Here is a 22,086-nt window from a genome sequence, read left to right on the forward strand (position 1 = left end):
CAGCCTGCCGACGCTATCTCCTTTTGACTCTGGAAGTTGTATGACTACGATCGATTCTTTGCTGTCCCGCCGTTCCATCAAGCTGGTTCAGGGCCCCGGTCCCGATGAGCAGCAATTGGACTTGATACTGCGCGCTGCCATGTGCGCCCCTGACCACGGTCGCCTGCAACCCTGGCGCTTCAAATTGATTCGTGGTGCCAATGTGCAAGCCTTGGGCGAACTGGCCATTGCCGCCAGCGAGCGCGCTGGCACGCCCATACCCGAACAGAAAATAGCCGGCATGCGCGCCTGGCTGGCCAACGTACCCTTGTTGATTGCTGTGGCTTGCCATATCGACCACAGCAACGACAAGATTCCCGAAACCGAGCGTTTGCTGGCCACTGGCGCGGCGGTCGCCAATATGCTCAATGCGGCTCATCAGCTTGGCTTTGGGGCCTTCTGGAGCACCGGTCTGGGCACCTATGTCGAGGAAGTGCCTGAAACCCTGGGTTTCGATGCCCTGGACTATCACTTCATGGGCTTTGTCTCTCTGGGCACCCCGATCCATACTTTGGGACTGCCGCAGCGTCCCGATCCCGCCGGTTTTGTCGGTGAGTGGCTGGCAGGCTGATTGCCTGTCCAATCCGATGGCGCGGCCGCGGCTCTAAAGAGCGTTTCAACGCCTTGCAAGAGCCGCGCTGCGCGCCGCGCTTTGATACATAGTGGTTTTGCATGGCAATGCTATGACAGTCGCCTATTTGATTAGGCGGCTGAATAGATCGTGGCATATAAACCGTTTAACTCGTAGAATTGCATTTTTATCTATTGGTTACATTAAGCGGCGCATGGTGTCAGCCGGCTTAATTGTTGGCCGGTTTTTACATGTCAATTCTGCATTCTGCCCAGGGCCGCAAACGTGTGCGTCTGGCCTGCCTGCTGGCGGGGGTGTGGTTAGCCCCTTACGCCTGGGCGTACAAGACGCTGTTGCCTGCTTGTCCTGATCCGGCACAGTGCGTTCAACGCAGTTTTGCACCATTGCTGCAGGCCGATCAGGCTCTGCGCCTGCAGGCCCGTGTGCTGGAAGCGGACACCGGCAATGTAGTGCTGGATCTGGATATGATGCTGGCTTCGCAGCGTGCGCTGTATCAGGTGCGTCAGCCGCAGCGCTTTGCAGGCAGCCGTATTTTGCAACGTGGTCGCCAGAGCTGGTTCTTTATGCCGGAACTGGCCAAGCCCTTGCCGATTTTGCCGCGTCAGATGGCGGCCAGCGAGCTGCATCTGGGCCTGCCGCTGTTGATGGACTGGCTGCAAGGCACCACTTTTTCCGAGCTCGATACCAGTGCCTTGCCCCTGGCACGGGTACGTCTGTCTGCCCAGTCCTTGCACTCGGCTGTGCGCAATGTGGATTACTGGTGGGATACCCGCACAGGGCAAGGTGTCAAGGCGCAAGAGATCGATGCTGCAGGGGGCGTTTTGGCGACCATGACCCTGCAGTTTTCTGGTCAGTCCGGCTTGCCGGATGTTCCCTCGGAAATCAAGATTCGGCGTCGGGATGGATTATGCTGCGACCGCGATGTCCAGTACCGTTACGCGCACGTGTTTACGCCGCCGCCCTTGGCTTTTAGCCTGACTGATCTGGTGCGCCCGTGATGGCGGTTCTGAACAGTATCGCGGTCCGCTTGGCTGTGGCAGGCATGGTGACGGTGGGGATGGGCTGGGTTGGGGCGGCGCAGGCGCTGGATCAAGAGGCCTGGCGCTGGAATGGCGAGTTGATTACCGTTGTGACGGCCCCGCAGGTACGCATGGACAGCCTGTACAACCCGGGCAATCTGCTGGGTGGGGCGGCTGGTTTGTACATGGACTCGGCACTGCGCTTGAACGGGCGTTGGAAAGGGCAGGGCTGGCTGTTGTCGGCTGGGCCGCGTTTAAGCGAAGCCCGCAGTTTTGACGATGCGCGCGGCCGTGAACCGCTCTTGGAGCGGGACGCGTATCTGCAGCATTGGCGTCTGGAGCGGCGGCTGGGGCCGGTGGATCTGTATTACAACCGAGAAGATATGCAGTGGGGGACATCGCTGCTGGCTTCTCCATCCAATCCCTTTTTTACCAATCAGGACCGCACCAATTCTTTGGTGGAGGTGGCGACGCGGGATTTTCTGGGGGCGCGCCTGCATCTGGGGGAACAGGACAGGATCAATCTGATGGCCAATGTGGGTCAGGGCCGCGATAAGGAGTTGTTGCGCGATTTCAAGCCGATCTATGCTGTGCAGTACGAGCGTGTCGGCGAACAGAGCCAATGGGGCGGTCTGCTGTCCTGGCGCGATCGGCGCTGGCGCATGGGCGCGTGGGGGCATGTGCTGACCGGTCCGGGCAGTCTGCTGTATGCCGATACGGCCTGGACTCAGGAACCCGAGCGTCTGGCTCCCCGTCTGGACCCTATGTGGGGATGGCGTCTGCAGGAGCGGGAACGCCCCGACCGGCGCTATCTGGATGCATTGGCGGGCGTTGCCGTCAGCCTGGGAAGCTCCAGTACCCTGAATGTGGAATACCGGTACAACGGCGCTGGCTATAGCCGTGCCGAGCGGCGCGATATGGATGCATTTGCTTTGTCCAACGCAAGCCGCATGTTGCTGTTCGATCCTGTCGGCGGCGGCACGGAGCTGGCCAAGGCGGTGCGGCCCAACCGCAGTCCCTGGGCGCGTCAGACGGTGGCCGCTTATGTAAGCCAGGCATTGGGCATGGATACCCATGCCTTTGCGCTGGTGCAGTATGACCTGGAGCGCAAAGATCGGGCGCTGACTCTGATTCTGGAACAGGCTCTGGGCAGCCATGTGCGTTTAATTTTTAACGGTACCGTGCATGCAGGTGGCGACCGCCAGAGCTTTCAGCGCTATGCCGATCATGTTTTGTTTGCGGGCTTAAGAGTCAGCTTTTAGTCGTGCCTGTCGTGGGGCGCGGGACAGCACACGCCTTCCAGGCCGTCCAGAATGGGGCAGTCGGGGTGCTGATCTCCGTGACACTGCTCGGCCAGCCGGCGCAGCTTGGTGGCCATGTCCAGCAATTGTGCGGCGCGTGTCTCCAGGTGCTGGATATGGGTTTGGGCCAGGCGCTTGACTTCGCTGCTGGGACGCTGCTGATCACGCCACAGGCTGGTCAACTGCTGGATGTCGTTCAGGCTAAAGCCCAGTTCCTTGGCGCGGGCGATAAAGTGCAATGTGTCCAGATCCTGTGCCTGATAGACGCGATAGCCGTTCTGGGCGCGCCCGCTGCTTAGCAGCCCCAGGTCTTCGTAGTGGCGGATCATTTTCGGGGTCAGGCCCGTCTGGCGCGCAGCTTGGCTGATCAGCATGGGGGACTCCTTCCGGCAGCCTTCAGGGACTGCGTTATGATTTAACGGTCAATCCAGTCATTGTAGAGCGCGCAGCGGCTCTGGAAAAGAACGCGGCGGCTTGTTGAATCAGGAGTGCATATGCAGGAAATTCAGTGTGATGTGGCCGTGATCGGTGCCGGTACAGCGGGCATGACGGCGTACCGGGCCGCCAAGCGGGCAGGCAGCAAGACCGTGCTGATCGAGTCCGGTCCTTACGGCACCATGTGCGCGCGGGTTGGCTGCATGCCGTCCAAGCTATTGATCGCGGCGGCCGATGCGGCGCATCATGCCCGTCATACCGCGCCGTTTGGCGTGCATGTGGATGGCCCGGTCCGGGTGGATGGTGCGCAGGTCATGGCGCGGGTGCGGCGTGAACGGGACCGTTTCGTGCAGTTCGTGGTGGACGATGTGCAAGGCTTTGATGAACACGACAAGTTGCGTGGCCGGGCTCGATTTTTGTCTGACCATGTGCTGCAGGTCGATGCGCATACCCGGGTGACGGCCGGGCATATTATTGTGGCGACGGGTTCCGAACCTGTGCGTCCTAAGGAGTTGCAGGCCCTGGGGGCGCGGCTGATCAGCAACGAAGATGTGTTTGACTGGCAGGATCTGCCGCAGCGCGTGTTGGTGATCGGCGCGGGGGTGATCGGTCTGGAACTGGGCCAGGCGCTGGCTCGCCTGGACGTGGATGTCTCCATTATTGCCCGTAGTCAGAGTCTGGCCGGGCTGTCCGATCCCGATGTGCGCCAGGCCGCCCGTGCCATCTGGAGCAAAGAGCTGAATCTGCGCGCCGACGTGACGGTGCTGGGCGGCGATATCGTCGATGGCAAAGCGCGTGTGCGCCTGCGGGTAAACGGGCAGGAGGTGCTCGAAGATTACGACTATGTGCTGGCGGCGGCCGGTCGCACGCCACAATTGGCCGATCTGGGGCTGGAGAACACCAGCGCGCAGTGGGACGAAAAAGGCAGGCCGGTTTACGATCGTGCCACGCTGCAACTGCACGGCACGCCTATTTATCTGGCCGGAGATGTGAATCAGCGTGCTCCCATCCTGCACGAAGCAGCCGATGACGGCCGTCTGGCCGCCCTGCAGGCGGTCAGCGCCGGCGCGCAGCCGCCACTGACCCGTCGCGCGCCCATGGCGGTTATGTTTACCGATCCGCAAGTAGCCGTTGTCGGTACGCCCTTCAAGGCCTTGCCGCAAGGGGCGGTGGTCGGTTCGGTTAATTTTGCCAATCAGGGGCGTGCGCGTGTGATGTTGCGCAATCAGGGCCTGCTGCATGTCTATGCCGGGGCGGATGGACGTTTTCTGGGGGCGGAAATGGTGGGGCCCGATGCCGAGCATATCGGCCATTTGCTGGCCTGGTCGCTGCAAATGGAATTAAGCCTGGAGCAGATGCTGGCCATGCCGTTTTACCATCCGGTTTTGCAAGAGGGCTTGCGCACGGCCTTGCGTCAGGCGCAATCGGCTTTGAAAGGCCGATGAAGACGCTAGAGCAGACGGCGCACGCCTTCTGTCAGCACCTGCACGGATTCGGTGTCGGGTGCTAGAAAGCGCGCGCGCCCCTCGCGGTCAAAAAAATACACCCCCCGGCTATGGGCGACCTCGTAGTCGTCCGGGGCCTTGGGATCGGGTTTTTCGATCTGGTAGGCCACGCGGTAGCGCCTGGCCAGATCGGCAATCTGTTTTTCGGTGCCGGACAGGCCGATGGCGTGCGTGTCAAAGGCCTTGACGTAGGTTTGCAGGGATTCGGGCGTGTCCCGGTGCGGGTCAACACTGACGAACAGAATGCGCACCTCTTGGGCCTGGGGACCTAGCTCGTCCATGACGGCGGCCAGTTGCGCCAGCGTGGTGGGGCAGACGTCCGGACAACTGGCGTAGCCAAAGAACAGCAGGACAACCTTACCTTTGTAATCGTCCTGGGTGACGGTCTTGGGTCCGGCCGTTTGCAGAGAAAAACGCAGGTCGGGCAAAAAGCCGCGTACCGGATGCAGGTCGCCGGCAGTGGCCGGGCCGGCCAACATGAAGCCCAACAGCATTGTCAGGCCAATTTTCTTGAGCAGGACAAGGCAGGGCTTCATGGGCAGGCTCCGGTTCAGGCGGGCTCGGGCGTCAGTCCGCTATGGCGCAACAAGGCAGCGATGGATGGGTCGCGGCCACGGAAGGCACGGAAAGAATCGGCCGCCGGACGTTCGCCGCCTACCGACAGGATTTCCCGCCAGAAGCGGTGACCCGTATTGCTGTCCAGCGTATCACGCGCGCCATCGGCATGGACATAGGCCTGTTCTTCAAAGGCCGCATAGGCATCGGCCGACAGTACTTCGGCCCACTTGTAGCTGTAGTAGCCTGCGCCGTAACCGCCGGCAAACAGGTGCGAGAACTGATGCGGAAAGCGGTGCCATTGTGGCGGGAAGATCACGGCCACTTCCTGGCGCACCTGGTCCAGCACGCGCATGACGGCGGCGATATCCATGCCGCTGTCGCGGGCGTGGATCAGCATGTCGAACAGCGAAAACTCCAGTTGGCGCACCATTTGCATGCCGCTTTGGAAGTTGCGGGCGCGGCGCAGCTTTTCGTACAGCTCGCGCGGCAGGTGCTCGCCGGTATCGACATGGGCGGTCAACATCTGCACGACGGGCCATTCCCAGCAGAAATTTTCCATGAACTGCGAAGGCAGCTCGATGGCATCCCATTCCACGGCGGAAAATGCGGAAGCGGCCGGGTCGTCCACGCGCGAGAGCAGGGCGTGCAGAGCATGGCCAGATTCGTGGAACAGGGTAATGACGTCGTCGTGGGTCAGCAAAGCCGGGCGGCCCGATTGCGGCTCGGCGAAATTGCACACCAGATAGGCGATGGGCAGGCACAGGTGCTCGCCCAGACGGCGGCGGCTGCGTTCGCTGTCCACCCAGGCACCACCCTGTTTGCCTTGGCGGGCATGCAGGTCCATGTACAGATAGCCTAGTACCTTGCCGTCGGAGCTGCAGACCTCGAACGGGCGCACAGCGGTATGCCAGACTGGCGCGTCGATAGGCCGCAGCCGGACATCGAACAGGCGCTGGATGACCTGGAACAGGCCCTGTAGTACAGCCGGTTCGGTAAAGTATTGTTTGACCTCGTCTTCGGAATAGGCGTAGCGCTGTTCGCGCAAACGCTCGGCGCTGTAGGCCACGTCCCAAGGCTGTAGGGGCGAGAGATTCAGCTCCTGGCTGGCGAAGGCTTGCAGTTCTTCCAGATCCTGGCGGGCGTACGGACGCGCTTTGGTGGCCAGATCGCGCAGAAAGCCCATGACCTGCTCGGGCGTATCGGCCATGCGGGTTTCCAGGCGCATATGGGCGTAGCTGGCAAAGCCCAGCAGGCCCGCTTCTTGGGCGCGCAGCGCCAGCAGCGTTTCGATGGCCTGGGAGTTGTCGAACTGGGGGTCGCCCTGCTCAGAAGCGACCGTCGTGTACGCGCGGTACAGGCGTTCGCGCAGCGCCTGGTTGCGGGCATACTGCATGACGGGCAGATAGCAGGGCATTTTCAGCGTCAGGCGCCAGCCTTGCTGTTCGTTGTCCTGGGCGGCCCGTGCGGCGGCGGCCAGCACATCGGCCGGCACGCCGTCCAGTTCCTGCTCGTCGGTGACCAGATAGTGCCACTGGTCGATGGCGTCCAGTACGTGTTCCGAGAATAATTGAGACGTTTGAGCCAGCTCGTCGCTGATGCGGGCGTAGTCCTCGCGGGCCTGTCCTTGCAGTTCCACCCCGCCCAGGCGAAAGTCGCGCAGGGCCAGGGTGATGATGCGTTGGCGCTGGGGGCTAAGCGCGGCAAAAGCGGCGCTGTCGGCCAGGGCCTGGTAGCGCAGGAACAAGGCGTGGTTCAACCCTACCCAGGTCGAGAACTCGCTCATGCGCGGCAGGCAGTTGTTGTAGGCCTGGCGCAGCTCGGGCGTATTGATGACCGAGTTCAGGTGACCGGCCACCGACCAGGCGCGGTACAGGATTTCGGTGGCGTCGGTCAGTGGCTCGACGACGTTTTCCCAGGTGGCCGGGCGCGTGTCCTGGGACACGGCATCCACGGCGCTGCGGGCCTGGGCCAGAAGCTGGTCTACAGCCTGTTCTACGTGTTCGGGCCGGATGGCGGGGTAGTCGATAAGGCTGTCGATGGGGACCAGCAGGGGATTGATCGTCATAACGCGGATGTCAGATAGTGATGCCGGCCGTGCGTTCGGCCGCTTCCAGGGTATTTACGAGCAGCATGGCGATGGTCATGGGGCCGACGCCGCCCGGCACGGGGGTAATGGCCGCGGCAACGGCGCTGGCGCTGGCAAAGTCCACATCGCCGCACAGTTTGCCGTCGGTGCCACGGTTGATGCCCACGTCGATGACCACGGCACCGGGCTTGACCATGTCACCGGTGATGATGCCGGGGCGGCCTACGGCGGCCACCAGCACATCGGCGCGGCGCGTCTGCGCGGCTAGGTCGCGGGTCTTGGAATTGCACAGGGTGACGGTGGCACCGGCGGCCAGCAACAGCAGGGCCATGGGCTTGCCCACGATATTGCTTGCGCCCACAACCACGGCTTCAGCCCCGCGCAGGTTCACGCCTTCGGATTCCAGCATCTTCATGACGCCATAGGGCGTGCAGGGGCGAAACAGCGGCTTGCCGGTCAGCAGCAGGCCGGCATTGCTGATGTGAAAACCGTCCACATCTTTTTCGGGGGCAATCGCTTCAATGACCTTGTGCTCGTCCATGTGGCCGGGCAAGGGCAATTGCACCAGAATGCCGTGTACGCTGTCGTCCTGGTTCAGGCGCACGATCAGGGCCAGCAGCTCCGCTTCGGTCGTGTCGCCGGGCAGGCGGATCAGGTCGGACTTCAGGCCGGCAGCCTCGCATGCCAGCGATTTGTTGCGTACATAGACTTGCGAGGCGGGGTCTTCACCGACCAGCACGACGGTCAGACCGGGTTGCAGGCCGTGGTCTTGCTTGAGTTCGGCCACCCGCGCGGCCACTTGCGCCTTGATCTGTGCGGACAAGGCTTTTCCATCGATGATGCGAGCACTCATTTACGCTTCCTCGGACTTGGCAAGGGCGATTTTCATGAGGTCGGCAACGGTGGTGACTTCCAGTTTTTCCATGATATTGGCGCGATGCGCTTCGACAGTTTTGATGCTGATGTTCAGGTCCCCGGCAATTTGTTTATTCAGGCGGCCCGCCACGATGCGCTCGAGCACCTGCTGTTCGCGGGCCGTCAGGCGGCCAAGGATTTCCTGTTGATCTTTCTGGGCCTGCGCCTGCGAGGCGCGGGTCGAGGCTTGTTCTATCATGCGGCCCACGATGGTGCGCAGATCGGCTTCGTTAAAGGGTTTTTCCAGGAAGTCGATGGCCCCTTTCTTCATGGTGCTGACGGCCATGGGCACGTCGCCGTGGCCGGTGATGAACACGATGGGGATGGTGGCTTTGCGGGCAATCAGATTTTCCTGAAGTTCCAGCCCGCTCATGCCGGGCATGCGCACGTCCACGATCAGGACGGCCACCTGGGCGGGGTCGTAGGCGCTCAGGAACTCTTCGCCGGACGCAAAGCAGCGCACGCGATAGCCATTGGCCTCCAGAAGCCAGCGCAGCGAGTCGCGCACGGCTTCGTCATCGTCAACCACATAAATCGTGCATGGCATCTGAGGGCTGGTCATTCGGGTATCTCCAGTTTGTTATCAATGGTGTCCGGTACATCGGGCGCTGCACAGGGCAGGGTAAAGCGGAAAATCGTGCCGCCCTCGGGGTTGGGGCTGGCCCACAGGCGGCCGTGGTGCGACTCGATAATGGTACGGCAGATGTTCAGGCCCATTCCCAAGCCTTCGGACTTGGTGCTGTAGAACGGCTCGAACAGACGCTCCGGGTCTTTCAGCCCATGACCACGGTCGATGACAGCCATTTCCAAAAGCGATTCCTGCCGGCTGATGAGCAATTGAAGCACATGGTGTTCGCTGTGTTCCATTGCCTCGATGCCGTTCTTGAGCAGATTCAATAATACCTGTTCTATCAGGATGGGGTCGGCAATGACATCGGGCAGGGGGTTGGGCAGGCTCAATTCAATGTCGATCTGGCGCTTGCGGGCATCGATTTCGGCAAAGCCCACGGCATTTTCGACGATGCGCATCACGCCCACCCGCTGGCGGCGCGGTTCGCTGCGTTTGACGAATTCGCGGATGCGGCTGATGATCTTGCCCGCCCGTTCGGCCTGCTGGGCGGCTTTTTCCAGGGCTGACAGCAATGTCTCGGGCTGATAGCGGCCGGATTTGAGCATGGCCACGGCACCCATGCTGTAGTTGCTGATGGCGGTCAGCGGCTGGTTCAGTTCGTGGGCCAGGGAGGAGGCCATCTCGCCCATGGTGGTCAGGCGGCTGGTCAGTTGAACCTTCTCCTGCTGCACGCGCGAGGCTTCTTCGTGCTTGCGCCGGTCGGTGATGTCGCGCGCCACTTGCAGGCGCACGCGGCGGCCGTCGGTCCAGGCCAGCATGCGGTGATGCACTTCAAACCAGCGGGCCGCCGATTCCGAATAGATTTCGACGGTCTCGTCGGTAAAGCGGCCCAGACGTCCGCCCAGCAGTTCGGCGTGCCCGTTCGATTGCGCACCAAAAAAGCGTCGGTAAGTGCGGTTGGCGAACAGCAGCTCCAGCCCTTCGGTCGTGTCGGCCACCACGGAAATGGCATCGTCCAGGCCTTCGAGCACGGTCATGAAGCGTTCGTGGGCGGCAGTCAGGGCTTCGCGGATGCGCTTGGGTTCGGTGATGTCGGTCATGGACGTCATCCAGCCGATCTGTTCACCATTGGGCGCGCGCAGCGGCGACACATACATGCGGGCGGTAAAACGCGAACCGTCGCGCCGTTGAGCCTCCACTTCCAGGCCGCTGCTGGGCGTGCGCCCCGACAACAGCAAGTCCAGTGTTTCCTGGTGCTGCTGGTGGCGGCCCGGCAACCAGTACGGGAAGGGGGCGGTGCGTCCGACCAGATCGGCCTCGTTCCAGCCTATCATGCGGCAAAAAGCCGGGTTGACGTAGGCAATGCGGCCTTGCATGTCGAACACGCGCATGCCGGTGGACATGGAGTTTTCCATGGCGCGTCTAAAGCCGGTTTCGGCGATCTGGGCGGCTTCGGCGCGGGTGCGAAAGCGGGTATAGCGCCACAAGGCCAGCAGGCTGACCACGATGACCAGCGACAGGGCGATGATGACCATCATCAGGCGTTGCTGACGAGTCTCCTGATCGATGGTGACGAACATGACGCTGTCGTTCTGCAGGCGTTGCAGCCAGATGAACACGCCCATGACGCACAGGTAAAGAAACAGCACGACAACCGGCGTCAGCCAGTAGAAACCACGGCGGTTCTGCTTGGCCTGATCGTAGAAGGTCGTTGGAATCAGAGACTTTTTGGAATGGTTGGCCATGACTGCATCAATGTTGTTATGTCTGAATTGTAATGTAGGGCTATTTTGATGGGTGATTTTTCACATTATAAAAACACTTATCATCAAATGAAATTTTGCTTGAGCGATTCCAGGTTCTTTCCTAGAATGACTTCGATGCAGGCGTATCGCGCCTTCACCGCTCACGGTCCGCAGTCATGAGCTTTGTCAGCAGCGTCTTGGCCCAGTAGCTATCCAGCGTTGCGCAAGTCCGGACCCATACTTCAAATACGGAGACACTATATGTCCTCAACGCAAGACAATAGTTCGGCGCACGTCAATCAAGACCAAGCCCTAGAAACAAAAGAGTGGCTCGAGGCCCTGGAAGCGGTGGTGGACCGCGAAGGCCCTGCACGCGCCCATGACCTGATCGAGAAGCTGATTGACTTGGCGCGTCGCTCCGGTGCCCACATCCCGTTCTCGCCCAACACGGCTTACGTCAACACGATTCCTGCCGGTCTGGAGCCTCCGCACCCCGGCAATCTGGAATTGGAAGAGCGTATCCGCTCCTATATCCGCTGGAATGCCATGGCCATGGTGGTGCGCGCCAACCGCGAATCGCCGCCGGACGGCGGTTCGGTGGGCGGCCACATCGCCTCTTTTGCCTCGCTGGCAACCATGATCGGTTGTGGCCAGAACCACTTCTGGCACGCCGAATCGGACGATCATGGCGGCGACATGGTGTTCTTTCAGGGGCATTCCTCGCCCGGCATGTACGCCCGCGCCTTCATGGAAGGCCGCATTTCCGAAGATCAACTGAATAACTTCCGCCAGGAAGTGGACGGCAAAGGCCTGCCTTCCTACCCGCATCCCAAGTTGATGCCCGAATTCTGGCAGTTCCCGACCGTCTCGATGGGCCTGGGGCCGCTGATGGCGATTTATCAGGCCCGCTTCTTGAAATACCTGCATGCCCGCGGCATTGCCGACACGAGCGGCCGCAAGGTCTGGGTGTTTCTGGGCGACGGCGAAATGGACGAACCCGAATCCCTGGGTGCTATCGGTCTGGCTGCGCGCGAAAAGCTGGATAACCTGATCTTTATCGTCAACTGCAACCTGCAGCGCCTGGACGGTCCGGTGCGCGGCAACGGCAAGATCATTCAGGAATTGGAAGGCACCTTCCGTGGTGCCGGCTGGAATGTCATCAAGCTGATCTGGGGTGGCTACTGGGACCCACTGCTGGCCCGCGACAAAGAAGGCATTTTGCGCCGTGTCATGGAAGAGACCGTGGACGGCGAGTACCAGGCTTACAAAGCCAACGACGGTGCCTACGTTCGCGAACATTTCTTTGGCAAGCATCCCAAGCTGCTGGAGATGGTCAGCCGCATGAGCGACGACGATATCTGGCGCCTGAACCGTGGCGGCCACGATCCGCACAAGGTCTATGCTGCCTTTGACGCCGCCACCAAGCACGAAGGCCAACCTACCGTCATTCTGGCCAAGACCATCAAGGGCTACGGCATGGGTCATGTAGGCCAGGCCAAGAATCCGTCGCACCAGCAAAAGAGCCTGGACCTGGATTCGGTGCGCGAATTCCGCGACCGTTTCAACATTCCAGTACCGGACGACAAGCTCGAAGAGCTGCCGTACTTCAAGCCTTCCGAAGATTCGCCGGAAATGCAGTACCTGCACGCCCGCCGCAAGGCACTGGGCGGCTACTTGCCCAAGCGTCGCACCAAGGCCGACGAACAGTTGACCGTGCCCACGCTCGATGCCTTCCAGCCCATGCTGGAAGCCACGGCCGAAGGCCGCGAGATCTCGACCACCCAGGCATTCGTGCGCTTTTTGAACACATTGCTGCGCGACAAGCAGGTCGGTCCTCGTGCCGTGCCTATCCTGGCTGACGAGTCCCGCACGTTTGGCATGGAAGGTCTGTTCCGCCAGATCGGCATCTACGCGCCCGAAGGCCAGAAGTACACCCCGGTGGACAAAGACCAGGTCATGTACTATCGCGAAACGGAAAATGGCCAGTTGCTGCAGGAAGGCATTAACGAGCAGGGCGCATTCAGCTCCTGGATCGCGGCTGCCACGTCCTACTCGAACAACAACCGCATCATGATCCCGTTCTTCATCTATTACTCGATGTTCGGGTTCCAGCGCTTTGGCGATCTGGCCTGGGCGGCGGGCGACATGAAGGCACGTGGTTTCGTGCTGGGCGGCACCGCCGGCCGCACTACGCTCAATGGCGAAGGTTTGCAGCACGAAGACGGACACAGCCATATCCAGTCCTCGCTGATCCCCAATTGCGTGTCCTACGACCCCACCTTCGCGCACGAAGTGGCCGTCATCATGCAAAATGGTCTCAAGCGCATGGTCCAGGATCAGGAAGACGTGTATTACTACGTCACCTTGATGAACGAAAACTACGCCCAGCCCGGTCTGGTCGAAGGCGACGTGGACGGTATTTTGCGCGGCATGTACAAGTTCAAGTCGGTCGGCGAAGGCAGCCCGCTGCGTGTACAGTTGATGGGTTCGGGCACGATTCTGCGCGAAGTCATCGCCGCCCAGGAACTGCTGGAAAAAGACTGGGGCATAGGCTCCGATGTCTGGAGCGTCACCAGCTTTACCGAACTGCGCCGCGACGGCCTGGATTGCGAGCGTATCGCGCTGCTCAATCCCGAAGGCAAGGATCTGCCGGTTCCTTACGTCACCTCCAAGCTGCAAGACAGCGACGGCCCCATCGTGGTCTCCACTGACTACATCAAGGCTTTTGGCGACCAGATCCGTCCTTTCGTGCCCAAGAACCGTACCTTCAAGGTGCTGGGCACCGATGGCTTCGGCCGCTCCGACTTCCGCTCCAAGCTGCGCGAGCACTTCGAGGTCAACCGTCATTTCGTGGTTCTGGCTGCGCTGCGCGCCCTGGCTGAAGAAGGCAAGATCCCCTTTAGCAAGGCTTCCGAAGCGATTGCCAAGTACGGCATCAATCCTGCCAAGGCCAACCCGCACCACGCATAAGGGACTGCACCATGAGCAATATCATTCAAGTCAAAATCCCGGACATCGGTGCGGACGACGCGGTCGACGTCATCGAGATCCTGGTCAAGGAAGGCGACACCATCGAAGTGGAGCAGAGCCTGATTACGGTGGAATCCGATAAGGCATCCATGGAGATCCCGTCCTCGCATGCCGGCGTGGTCAAGGCCATCAAGGTCAAGCTGGGCGACAAGGTCAAGGAAGGCAGCGTGGTGCTGGAACTGGAAGCGGCCCAAGCCGCCCAGGCCGCGCCTGCTGCCGAACCTGCCAAGGCAGAAACACCCAAGGCCGAACCCGCAGCCGCCGCAGCGCCCGCAGCGGCTCCTGCGGTAGCGGCCGGCGGCGAACAGAAAGTGACCGTGCAAGTGCCTGATATCGGCGATGCGCGCGATGTGGACGTGATCGAAGTCATGGTCAAGGTGGGTGACACCATTGATGTCGACCAGAGCCTGATTACCGTAGAGTCGGACAAGGCGTCCATGGAAGTGCCTTCGTCCCACGCTGGCGTGGTCACGGCCATCAAGGTCAAGCTGGGCGACAAGGTCAGCCAGGGCAGCGATATCCTGGAGCTGACGGTACAGGGCGCGGCTACCGCTCCTGCCAAGCAGGAGCAGGTTGCGCCAGCCGCTGCGCCGGCACCCGCCGCGTCCACTCCGGCACCGGCTCCTGCCGCCTCGTCCGTGCTGACCGGTGCCGGCGCGCCCGCTCCGGCCCGTGTTTCCCCGACGGCTGCGTTTGCCGAGGCGGATGTGCCGCTGCGTAATCTGCCCCATGCTTCGCCTAGCGTGCGCAAGTTTGCCCGCGAACTGGGCGTGGACTTGAGCCGCGTGCATGGCTCGGGCGATAAGGGCCGCATCACAGCGGACGACGTGCGCATTTTCGTCAAGCAGGCCTTGGCCGGCGGTGCCGCACCCGTCACGGCAGCGGGAACCGCCGCCCAGGTGGGTGGTCTGGATGTGCTGGCCTGGCCCAAGGTGGACTTCGCCAAGTTCGGTCCGGTGGAAGCCAAGCCGCTGTCGCGCATCAAGAAGATCTCCGGTGCCAACCTGCACCGCAACTGGGTCATGATTCCCCATGTCACCAACAACGAGGTGGCGGACATCACCGGCCTGGAAGCCCTGCGCAAGGAGCTGAACGAGGAGTTCAAGAAGTCGGGCGCTCGCGTCACCATGCTGGCCTTTGTCATCAAGGCCGCGGTGGCTGCGCTCAAGAAATTCCCCGAGTTCAATGCGTCGCTGGATGGCGACAATCTGGTCTTGAAGCAGTACTACCACATCGGTTTTGCCGCTGACACGCCCAATGGCCTGGTCGTGCCCGTGATCCGCGATGCTGACAAAAAAGGCATTCTGGACATCGCCCGCGAAACCGGCGAACTGGCAGCGGCTGCCCGCGACGGCAAGTTGAGCGCAGCCCAGATGCAGGGCGGCTGCTTTACCATTTCGTCCCTGGGCGGCATAGGCGGCACCGATTTCACCCCCATCATCAACGCTCCTGAAGTGGCGATCCTGGGTCTGTCGCGCTCGAGCATGCAGCCGGTGTGGAACGGCAAGGAATTCGAGCCGCGTCTGATGCTGCCTTTGTCGCTGTCCTACGATCACCGCGTCATCGACGGTGCCGCTGCCGCCCGCTTCAATGCCTTCCTGGCAACGATGCTGGCCGACTTCCGCCGCATTGCGCTGTAAGGAGCTCTTATGAGTCTGATAGATCTGACCATACCGGACATCGGCGACATCGATCAGGTCGATGTTATTGAAGTTCTTGTGCAGGTGGGCGATACCATCGAGGCCGAGCAGAGCCTGATTACCGTGGAGTCCGACAAAGCTTCTATGGAAATTCCCGCCTCGCAGGGTGGGGTGGTAAAGGAAGTGCTGGTCAAGGTGGGCGACAAAGTGTCTCAGGGCACGGCTGTCGCCAAGGTGGAGGCTGCCGCCGCTGCTGCCCCCGCTGCCGCTGCACCGGCTGCCACGCAGGAAGCGCCCAAGGCGGCACCGGTTGCTACTGCGCCGGCTCCCCAGGCTGCCAGCCATCAGGGCGGCTCGGACGATTCCGTGGATGTGGTCGTTCTGGGCGCAGGGCCCGGTGGCTACAATGCGGCCTTCCGGGCTGCCGATCTGGGTCTGAAGGTGGCCCTGGTCGAGCGTTACAGCACCCTGGGCGGCGTCTGCCTGAACGTCGGTTGCATTCCATCCAAGGCCTTGCTGCACACCGTGGCGGTGTACGAAGAAGCCAAGTCGCTGGCCTCGCACGGCATCACCTTTGGCGAAGCCAAAATCGATATCGATGCGCTGCGCGATTATAAAAACAAGGTCATTGGCAAACTGACCGGCGGGCTGGCCGGCATGGCCAAGGGGCGCAAGGTGCAGGTCGTGGTCGGCAACGGCCAGTTCCTGGACCCGAACCACATCGAAGTGACCGCCAACGACGGCACCAAGAAAGTGATCAAGTTCGGCTCGGCCATTATTGCCGCAGGCAGCCAGTCGGTTAAGCTGCCGTTCCTGCCGGATGATCCGCGCGTGGTGGATTCCACCGGCGCGCTGGAACTGAAGTCTGTTCCTAAGCGCATGCTGATCGTGGGCGGCGGCATCATCGGCCTGGAAATGGGCACGGTGTATTCGGCGCTGGGCGCTCGCCTGGACGTGGTGGAAATGCAGACGGGCCTGATGCCCGGCGCGGACCGTGACGTGGTCAAAGTGTGGGAGAAGATGAACAAGCATCGCTTCGACCACATGATGCTGGAAACCCGCACCGTGGGTGCCGAAGCGCGCGAGGACGGCATCTGGGTGACCTTCGAGGGCAAGAACGCCCCGGCCGAACCGCAACGCTACGATCTGGTTCTGCAAGCCGTGGGTCGCTCGCCCAACGGCAAGAAGATCGGTGCCGAAAAAGCAGGCGTGCAGGTCACCGACCGTGGCTTTATCGAGGTGGACAAGCAGCAGCGCACCAATGTGCCGCATATTTATGCCATCGGCGATATCGTGGGCCAGCCCATGCTGGCGCACAAGGCCGAGCACGAGGGGCATGTGGCCGCCGAAGTCATTGCGGGCCAAAAGTCCTTTTTCGATGCCCGCGTGATCCCGTCGGTGGCGTACACCGATCCGGAAATCGCCTGGGTGGGCCTGACCGAAGAACAGGCCAAGCAGGACGGCATCAAGGTCGAGAAGGGCGTGTTCCCCTGGGCGGCATCGGGGCGTGCCATTGCCAATAACCGCGACGAGGGCTTTACCAAGGTGCTGTTCGATGCCGAAACGCATCGCATCCTGGGCGGCGGCATCGTGGGCACCAATGCCGGTGAGCTGATCGGCGAACTGGTGCTGGCGATTGAAATGGGCGTGGACCCGGTGGATCTGGCTAAGTCCATCCATCCGCACCCCACCTTGTGCGAGTCTGTCGGCAAGGCGGCTGCCGTGGCCGAAGGCACGTGTACGGACTTGCCTCCCGCACGTCGCAAGTAATATCCCCGAGCGCCTTGTCCGCAAGGCGCACCGGGCTGACGGCAGGTGCTATCATCAGCGCCTGCCGTTTTTTTATTGTGGGTTCGTTCTGTTATGTCTAGTCCTGTCCTGAATGCCGGCTCCGCCTTGTCCGACTGGCTCTCCTACCTGGAAACCTTGCACCCTTCGGCCATCGACATGGGGCAGGCCCGCATCCGCGAGGTGGCCGAGCGTCTGGGCGTGAAAATCGACGGGGTGGTCATTACCGTGGGCGGCACCAATGGCAAAGGATCGACCTGCGCCATGCTGGAGGCCATCTTGCTGGCCGGCGGCTACAAGGTCGGGGTGTATGCGTCACCGCATCTGGTGCGCTATAACGAGCGCATTCGCCTGAACGGCGAATTGGCCGCGGATGAACAGATCACCGCGCAGTTTGCCCGTATCGATCAGGCCCGTCAGGACATTACCCTGACGTACTTCGAGTTTTCCACCCTGGCGGCTTTGTTGCTGTTTCAGGAACAGCGCGTGGATGCCGCCATCCTGGAAGTGGGGCTTGGCGGGCGCTTGGATGCGGTCAATATCATTGATTCGGACTGCGCCATTATCACCAGCGTGGACATCGACCATGCCGAGTACTTGGGCGATACCCGCGAAAAAATCGGCTGGGAAAAAGCCCATATTTTCCGCCCCGGATGTCCGGCCATCTGCGCCGATCCGGTTCCGCCGCAGACACTGATCGATTACGCCCATGAAATCGGCGCGCAGTTGTGGTTGTTTGGCAAGGATTTCAATTACTCGGGCGATCGTCAGCAATGGGCCTACGGCGGGCGTGGTCAGCGCCGGGCAGGGCTGGCGTATCCCGCTTTGCGGGGTGCCAACCAGTTACTGAATGCATCGGCGGCCCTGGCCGCGCTGGAGTCGTTGCGGCCCAGATTGGCTGTGCCTGCACAAGCGGTGCGCGAAGGCCTGCTGCGCGCCAATGTGCCAGGCCGTTTCCAGATCCAGCCCGGCGTGCCTTGCGTGGTGTTCGATGTGGCCCACAATCCGCACGCCGCCGCCGCGCTGGCGCAGAACCTGGATAATATGCCGCCGTATGCCAAGACCATTGCCGTGGTGGGCATGTACAAGGACAAGGATGTGGACGGCGTCATTGCCCGGCTGGCCGGACGAGTCGATCATTGGATGTGCGCCGGTCTGGAAGGGCCGCGCGGGCTGAGTGGGGAGGATCTGGCCGAGCATGTGCGCACGGTGCTGGCGGCCCCTGCGGCACAGCCCGAGGTCCTGGATCAGCCGTCTTTGGACGACGGGCATCGGCCGGGTGTGCGTCCGGCGGCCCGCAATTCTGTCGTAAAGCCACCTGCGGTCGTATCCGGTTACAACAGTCCTTTGCAGGCCTATGAAGCGGCTCGAAAAGAGGCGGGCGACAATGATAGAATTGTTGTGTTTGGCTCGTTTGCAACGGTAGGCCCATTACTTGAGGCCGCAAACGCTCGCGCCTCCTCCTGATCGTCCGGCAGCTTTTTACATAGGTCTAGGGTTCATGGGTTTATTCTCACGCAACGATACTTCCTCGTCGTCGGGACGCCGCGCTGCGGCATCCAGCGATTCGCAATTGTCGGAACTGCGCGGTCGTGCGCGGCGTCGCCTGATCGGTGCCTTGGCACTGGTGCTGGCTGTCGTCGTGGTTGTGCCCATGCTGACGGTGGATAACACCGCTCCCGAGCCCGAGCAGCCGCTGGCTATGGCTCCGGTCGGGCAAACCCCTGTGCCGGCTGCCGTTCAGCCCGCGCAACCGGGTGGTCTGGTGGTCGAAGAAGGTACACGCCCGCCTGCAGTGGTGCAGCCCGATTTGACCGTGCCAGGTCAGCCCGGTGCCAGCGGCACGGTGGAAGTCGCGCCCCAGCCGGGTCAGGCTAGCGATCCTGCTGCTCCTGTAGCGCCGGTGGCCGAGCCCCCTGCAGTGGAGCCGGTACGCGTTGAGCCGCCTAAGCCTGCCGACAAGCCCAAGCCTGTCGAAAAACCTAAGCCTTCGGCACCGCCCGCCGCCCAGAATGGCGCGGGCAAACGAACCGACGATGGCTCTTACGCACTGGCCTTGCTGGAAGGCCGCGTGCCCGATTCCCCGGCACCGGCTGCCCGCGCGCCTAAACCGGCTGCGCAGCAAGGCAGTTTTACCTTGCAGATCGTGGCCTACTCCAACGAAAACGATGCCCGTTCGCGCCGCGACCAGTTGGTTTCCTCCGGGGTTACCAATGCTTATGTGGAAACCGCCCAGTCCGGCGGCAAGTCCACCTATCGTCTGCGCGTGGGGCCATTCCCCACCCGCGAGGCGGCCCAGGCCGCTCAGGCCCGCTTGCGTTCACTGGGTTACGAGAACAGTTTCATTTCGGCTAAGTGACCAGCTTCGACTATATCGTCCTTGCCGTCATCGGCGTATCCGGCCTGCTGGGCCTGATACGCGGATTGATCAAGGAGGTGCTGTCCCTGACCGCCTATCTGCTGGCCTTCATGGCCGCCATCTGGTGGGGACCGCGTACATCCGGCTGGATTCAGGTCTGGATAGAAAACGGCTTATTGCGTACTGCCTTGGCGTACGGAGCCGTTTTTTTTGTGGTGCTGCTGCTTGTCGGTCTGTTGAATATGCTGCTGGCCACCTTGATCGAGCAAACTGGCTTGACGCCTGCCGATCATGGGCTGGGCGGCTTGTTCGGCGTGGCCCGTGGCGCGCTGCTGGTACTGATTCTGGTGATACTGGCCGGCCATACCGAACTGCCTAAAGAGCCGTGGTGGGAGCAGGCCAAACTGGCCGATCCGGCCATACGGGCGGTTCAATCGATCAAGGCCATGCTGCCGCCGTCCTTGGCAGAATGGCTGCCTTATTGAGAACACACTAACGGGAACCAATCATGTGTGGAGTTGTTGGGCTTGTTGCGCGCAGCCCTGTGAATCAGTTGATCTATGACAGCCTGCTTTTGCTGCAGCATCGCGGGCAGGATGCCGCCGGCATGGCCACCTGGCACGACCAGTTCTTCAGCATGCACAAGGCGTATGGCTTGGTCAGGGATGTGTTTCGCACCCGCAATATGCGCTCTTTGCCGGGCAATAGCGGCATAGGCCATGTGCGCTATCCTACCGCCGGCTCCAGCGACAGCGTGGACGAGGCCCAGCCATTCTATGTGAATGCGCCCTTTGGCATCGCCTTTGCCCACAACGGCAACCTGACCAACTGGCGTGAGCTGCGCGAAGAACTGTTCACCATAGACCGCCGGCACATCAATACCAACTCGGATTCCGAGGTCTTGCTGAACGTGTACGCGCACGAGCTGCAGTGCGCTACCACCGGTGCCGAACTGTCCGTCGACGAGGTGTTCAAGGCCGTGTCCGTGGTGCATCGCCGCGTGAAAGGCGCGTATGCGGTTGTCTCCCATATTGCCGGCTTTGGTCTGGTCGCTTTTCGCGATCCTAACGGCATCCGTCCTTTGTGCCTGGGCCGTAACGAAACCGACAAGGGCGTGGAATGGATGGTGGCGTCCGAATCCGTGGCCTTGACTGGTTGCGGTTTCGAGCTGGTGCGCGACGTAGAGCCGGGCGAAGCCATTATTGTTGATCTGGACGGCAATCTCAGCAGCCGTCAGTGCGCCGAAAACCCCAGCCTGAACCCTTGCGTGTTCGAGTATGTCTACTTCGCGCGTCCGGACTCTACCGTCGATGGCGTGTCGGTGTACGATGCCCGCCTGCTGATGGGCGAGTATCTGGCCGAGAATGTGGCCAAGAACCTGCGGTTGGCCGATATCGATGTGGTCATGCCCATTCCGGATTCGGCCCGGCCTTCGGCCATGCAACTGGCCGCCCACCTGAATCTGAATTACCGCGAAGGTTTCATCAAAAATCGCTATATCGGCCGTACCTTCATCATGCCAGGGCAAGAAGTGCGCAAGAAGTCTGTACGCCAGAAGCTCAGCGCCATTCCCATGGAGTTCCAGGGCAAGAACGTGCTGCTGGTGGACGATTCCATTGTGCGCGGTACCACCAGCCGTCAGATTGTGGATATGGCGCGCGCCGCCGGAGCCAATAAGGTGTTCTTTGCATCGGCGGCACCGCCGGTGCGCTATCCCAATGTGTATGGCATCGACATGCCGACCCAGGCCGAGCTGATCGCCACGGGCCGCGATGTGGAGCAGGTGGCGCAGGAAATCGGTGTGGATGGCCTGGTGTATCAAGACCTGTCCGATCTGGAACGGGCACTGTCCGATCTGAACCCGCGCTTTGCCGGGTACGAGTCCTCGTGTTTCAATGGTCAGTATGTGACCGGCGATGTGGATGGTGCCTATCTGGAGCGTCTGGCCGAAGGCCGCAAGAACGGTAAACCTGTTCCGGATGTGACCGACTGAACGGTATCTGCCTGATCAAAGAATCTGCTGTCTAGATGAACTGATTCCCGAAGGTTGGACAAAGATCCAACTTTCGTTTTTTTTTATGGTTCTTTGAAGAATTCGGAGCGCCACAACAGAACGACGCTTGCACCCCGTCCTCACGCCCGGCTTGAGGCAAGCCGTCCGAGTCGCCCTTTCCGATCGTGCTGCGCCTTGAACGGTTCAGAACACCGATGACATAGCCCGCGCCATACGCCTTCATGCCAAACAGAAAATGCAGTGGATGGCTGATACCTGGTAGGGCGTACGCGCACGTTCGGCCGTTTGGGCCAAGCAGAGAGAACCTTGGATTCTCGCCAGGCCGGCCACAGTAGGCCGGCTTGGCTGGGTCCTTCGCCCACGCTGCGCGCGGGTTCCCTGGTCAGGATACTGGGGCGGGCGGGGCGTGAACTCGCAGGGTGATTCGTCCACTGGACGAATCACAAGCGTCCTGCTCGAACAGCACGCCCCTTGCCTCCCGCCCCAGTA

Annotated in this window: 17 protein-coding genes; 11 read left to right on the top strand and 6 right to left on the bottom strand. The window is 61.4% G+C overall.

Annotation, left to right across the window (positions count from 1 at the left end):
* Nucleotides 1–40 precede the first annotated feature (40 nt).
* The 3 genes from AADW57_RS08425 (at nt 41) to AADW57_RS08435 (ending at nt 2,912) form a co-directional block, all read left to right on the top strand.
* Nucleotides 41–610, top strand: coding sequence for a nitroreductase family protein (locus tag AADW57_RS08425; protein WP_341669602.1), 570 nt, complete (start codon nt 41–43; stop codon nt 608–610).
* A gap of 251 nt (nt 611–861) precedes the next feature.
* Nucleotides 862–1,629: a hypothetical protein gene (locus AADW57_RS08430; protein WP_341669603.1), complete on the top strand. Its 768-nt coding sequence runs from the start codon at nt 862–864 to the stop codon at nt 1,627–1,629.
* Nucleotides 1,629–2,912 (top strand): hypothetical protein, encoded by a 1,284-nt coding sequence (locus AADW57_RS08435; RefSeq protein WP_341669604.1) that lies wholly within the window; start codon nt 1,629–1,631, stop codon nt 2,910–2,912. The genes AADW57_RS08430 and AADW57_RS08435 overlap by 1 nt, the downstream gene beginning before the upstream one ends.
* On the opposite strand, the gene AADW57_RS08440 is transcribed toward AADW57_RS08435, so the two are convergent.
* Nucleotides 2,909–3,325, bottom strand: coding sequence for a MerR family DNA-binding protein (locus AADW57_RS08440; protein ID WP_341669605.1), 417 nt, complete (start codon nt 3,323–3,325; stop codon nt 2,909–2,911). The two genes, AADW57_RS08435 and AADW57_RS08440, sit on opposite strands and share 4 nt — an antisense overlap.
* A gap of 120 nt (nt 3,326–3,445) precedes the next feature.
* Here AADW57_RS08440 and AADW57_RS08445 point away from each other — a divergent pair, with 120 nt between their 5' ends.
* Complete coding sequence (locus AADW57_RS08445; RefSeq protein WP_341669606.1) at nt 3,446–4,831, top strand: dihydrolipoyl dehydrogenase; 1,386 nt, start codon at nt 3,446–3,448, stop codon at nt 4,829–4,831.
* A gap of 5 nt (nt 4,832–4,836) precedes the next feature.
* Here the strand turns inward: AADW57_RS08445 and AADW57_RS08450 are convergent, their stop codons facing one another.
* Genes AADW57_RS08450 through AADW57_RS08470 form a run of 5 tightly spaced genes read right to left on the bottom strand, consistent with a single transcriptional unit; the run spans nt 4,837 to nt 10,766 of the window.
* Nucleotides 4,837–5,385: an SCO family protein gene (locus AADW57_RS08450; RefSeq protein ID WP_341669676.1), complete on the bottom strand. Its 549-nt coding sequence runs from the start codon at nt 5,383–5,385 to the stop codon at nt 4,837–4,839.
* A 56-nt stretch (nt 5,386–5,441) separates the two neighbouring features.
* Nucleotides 5,442–7,514: a M3 family metallopeptidase gene (locus tag AADW57_RS08455; RefSeq protein ID WP_341669607.1), complete on the bottom strand. Its 2,073-nt coding sequence runs from the start codon at nt 7,512–7,514 to the stop codon at nt 5,442–5,444.
* A 10-nt stretch (nt 7,515–7,524) separates the two neighbouring features.
* A complete protein-coding gene (gene folD, locus AADW57_RS08460; protein ID WP_341669608.1) occupies nt 7,525–8,388 on the bottom strand; it encodes a bifunctional methylenetetrahydrofolate dehydrogenase/methenyltetrahydrofolate cyclohydrolase FolD in 864 nt (287 codons plus the stop codon).
* Nucleotides 8,389–9,012 carry a response regulator transcription factor gene (locus AADW57_RS08465; RefSeq protein WP_341669609.1) on the bottom strand — a complete coding sequence of 208 codons (624 nt, stop codon included), beginning with the start codon at nt 9,010–9,012 and terminating at the stop codon, nt 8,389–8,391. It abuts the gene before it with no gap.
* The gene (locus AADW57_RS08470) at nt 9,009–10,766 is read right to left on the bottom strand and encodes a PAS domain-containing sensor histidine kinase (RefSeq protein WP_341669610.1); all 1,758 of its coding nucleotides are present in this window, start codon (nt 10,764–10,766) and stop codon (nt 9,009–9,011) included. The genes AADW57_RS08465 and AADW57_RS08470 overlap by 4 nt, the downstream gene beginning before the upstream one ends.
* 261 nt (nt 10,767–11,027) lie before the next feature.
* Between AADW57_RS08470 and aceE the strand changes: the two genes are divergently transcribed.
* The 7 genes from aceE to purF all read left to right on the top strand — a co-directional run bounded on the left by aceE (nt 11,028) and on the right by purF (nt 21,576).
* Nucleotides 11,028–13,736: a pyruvate dehydrogenase (acetyl-transferring), homodimeric type gene (gene aceE, locus AADW57_RS08475; RefSeq protein ID WP_341669611.1), complete on the top strand. Its 2,709-nt coding sequence runs from the start codon at nt 11,028–11,030 to the stop codon at nt 13,734–13,736.
* A gap of 11 nt (nt 13,737–13,747) precedes the next feature.
* Nucleotides 13,748–15,436 carry a dihydrolipoyllysine-residue acetyltransferase gene (gene aceF / locus AADW57_RS08480; protein WP_341669612.1) on the top strand — a complete coding sequence of 563 codons (1,689 nt, stop codon included), beginning with the start codon at nt 13,748–13,750 and terminating at the stop codon, nt 15,434–15,436.
* Between the two features lie 9 nt (nt 15,437–15,445).
* Nucleotides 15,446–17,206 carry a dihydrolipoyl dehydrogenase gene (lpdA, locus tag AADW57_RS08485; RefSeq protein WP_341669613.1) on the top strand — a complete coding sequence of 587 codons (1,761 nt, stop codon included), beginning with the start codon at nt 15,446–15,448 and terminating at the stop codon, nt 17,204–17,206.
* Nucleotides 17,207–17,299: 93 nt separating this feature from the next.
* The gene (gene folC / locus AADW57_RS08490; protein WP_341669614.1) at nt 17,300–18,691 is read left to right on the top strand and encodes a bifunctional tetrahydrofolate synthase/dihydrofolate synthase; all 1,392 of its coding nucleotides are present in this window, start codon (nt 17,300–17,302) and stop codon (nt 18,689–18,691) included.
* Between the two features lie 34 nt (nt 18,692–18,725).
* Nucleotides 18,726–19,583 carry an SPOR domain-containing protein gene (locus AADW57_RS08495; protein WP_341669615.1) on the top strand — a complete coding sequence of 286 codons (858 nt, stop codon included), beginning with the start codon at nt 18,726–18,728 and terminating at the stop codon, nt 19,581–19,583.
* A complete protein-coding gene (locus tag AADW57_RS08500; RefSeq protein WP_341669616.1) occupies nt 19,580–20,068 on the top strand; it encodes a CvpA family protein in 489 nt (162 codons plus the stop codon). The genes AADW57_RS08495 and AADW57_RS08500 overlap by 4 nt, the downstream gene beginning before the upstream one ends.
* A 23-nt stretch (nt 20,069–20,091) precedes the next feature.
* Nucleotides 20,092–21,576, top strand: a complete 1,485-nt coding sequence (gene purF / locus AADW57_RS08505; protein ID WP_341669617.1) for an amidophosphoribosyltransferase — start codon at nt 20,092–20,094, stop codon at nt 21,574–21,576.
* The last annotated feature ends 510 nt before the right edge of the window (nt 21,577–22,086 follow it).

The organism is Alcaligenes sp. SDU_A2 (assembly GCF_038237375.1).
Lineage (GTDB): Bacteria > Pseudomonadota > Gammaproteobacteria > Burkholderiales > Burkholderiaceae_B > Alcaligenes.

What these genes read in the sequence shown, in the direction of transcription:
- AADW57_RS08470 (WP_341669610.1), bottom strand. Translation starts at nt 10,766, where the DNA reads ATGGCCAACCATTCCAAAAAGTCTCTGATTCCAACGACCTTCTACGAT.
- purF (WP_341669617.1), top strand. Translation starts at nt 20,092, where the DNA reads ATGTGTGGAGTTGTTGGGCTTGTTGCGCGCAGCCCTGTGAATCAGTTG.
- AADW57_RS08455 (WP_341669607.1), bottom strand. Translation starts at nt 7,514, where the DNA reads ATGACGATCAATCCCCTGCTGGTCCCCATCGACAGCCTTATCGACTAC.
- aceF (WP_341669612.1), top strand. Translation starts at nt 13,748, where the DNA reads ATGAGCAATATCATTCAAGTCAAAATCCCGGACATCGGTGCGGACGAC.
- AADW57_RS08465 (WP_341669609.1), bottom strand. Translation starts at nt 9,012, where the DNA reads ATGACCAGCCCTCAGATGCCATGCACGATTTATGTGGTTGACGATGAC.
- AADW57_RS08440 (WP_341669605.1), bottom strand. Translation starts at nt 3,325, where the DNA reads ATGCTGATCAGCCAAGCTGCGCGCCAGACGGGCCTGACCCCGAAAATG.
- AADW57_RS08450 (WP_341669676.1), bottom strand. Translation starts at nt 5,385, where the DNA reads ATGCTGTTGGGCTTCATGTTGGCCGGCCCGGCCACTGCCGGCGACCTG.
- AADW57_RS08435 (WP_341669604.1), top strand. Translation starts at nt 1,629, where the DNA reads ATGGCGGTTCTGAACAGTATCGCGGTCCGCTTGGCTGTGGCAGGCATG.
- AADW57_RS08495 (WP_341669615.1), top strand. Translation starts at nt 18,726, where the DNA reads ATGGGTTTATTCTCACGCAACGATACTTCCTCGTCGTCGGGACGCCGC.
- folC (WP_341669614.1), top strand. Translation starts at nt 17,300, where the DNA reads ATGTCTAGTCCTGTCCTGAATGCCGGCTCCGCCTTGTCCGACTGGCTC.
- lpdA (WP_341669613.1), top strand. Translation starts at nt 15,446, where the DNA reads ATGAGTCTGATAGATCTGACCATACCGGACATCGGCGACATCGATCAG.
- AADW57_RS08430 (WP_341669603.1), top strand. Translation starts at nt 862, where the DNA reads ATGTCAATTCTGCATTCTGCCCAGGGCCGCAAACGTGTGCGTCTGGCC.
- aceE (WP_341669611.1), top strand. Translation starts at nt 11,028, where the DNA reads ATGTCCTCAACGCAAGACAATAGTTCGGCGCACGTCAATCAAGACCAA.
- AADW57_RS08445 (WP_341669606.1), top strand. Translation starts at nt 3,446, where the DNA reads ATGCAGGAAATTCAGTGTGATGTGGCCGTGATCGGTGCCGGTACAGCG.
- folD (WP_341669608.1), bottom strand. Translation starts at nt 8,388, where the DNA reads ATGAGTGCTCGCATCATCGATGGAAAAGCCTTGTCCGCACAGATCAAG.
- AADW57_RS08425 (WP_341669602.1), top strand. Translation starts at nt 41, where the DNA reads ATGACTACGATCGATTCTTTGCTGTCCCGCCGTTCCATCAAGCTGGTT.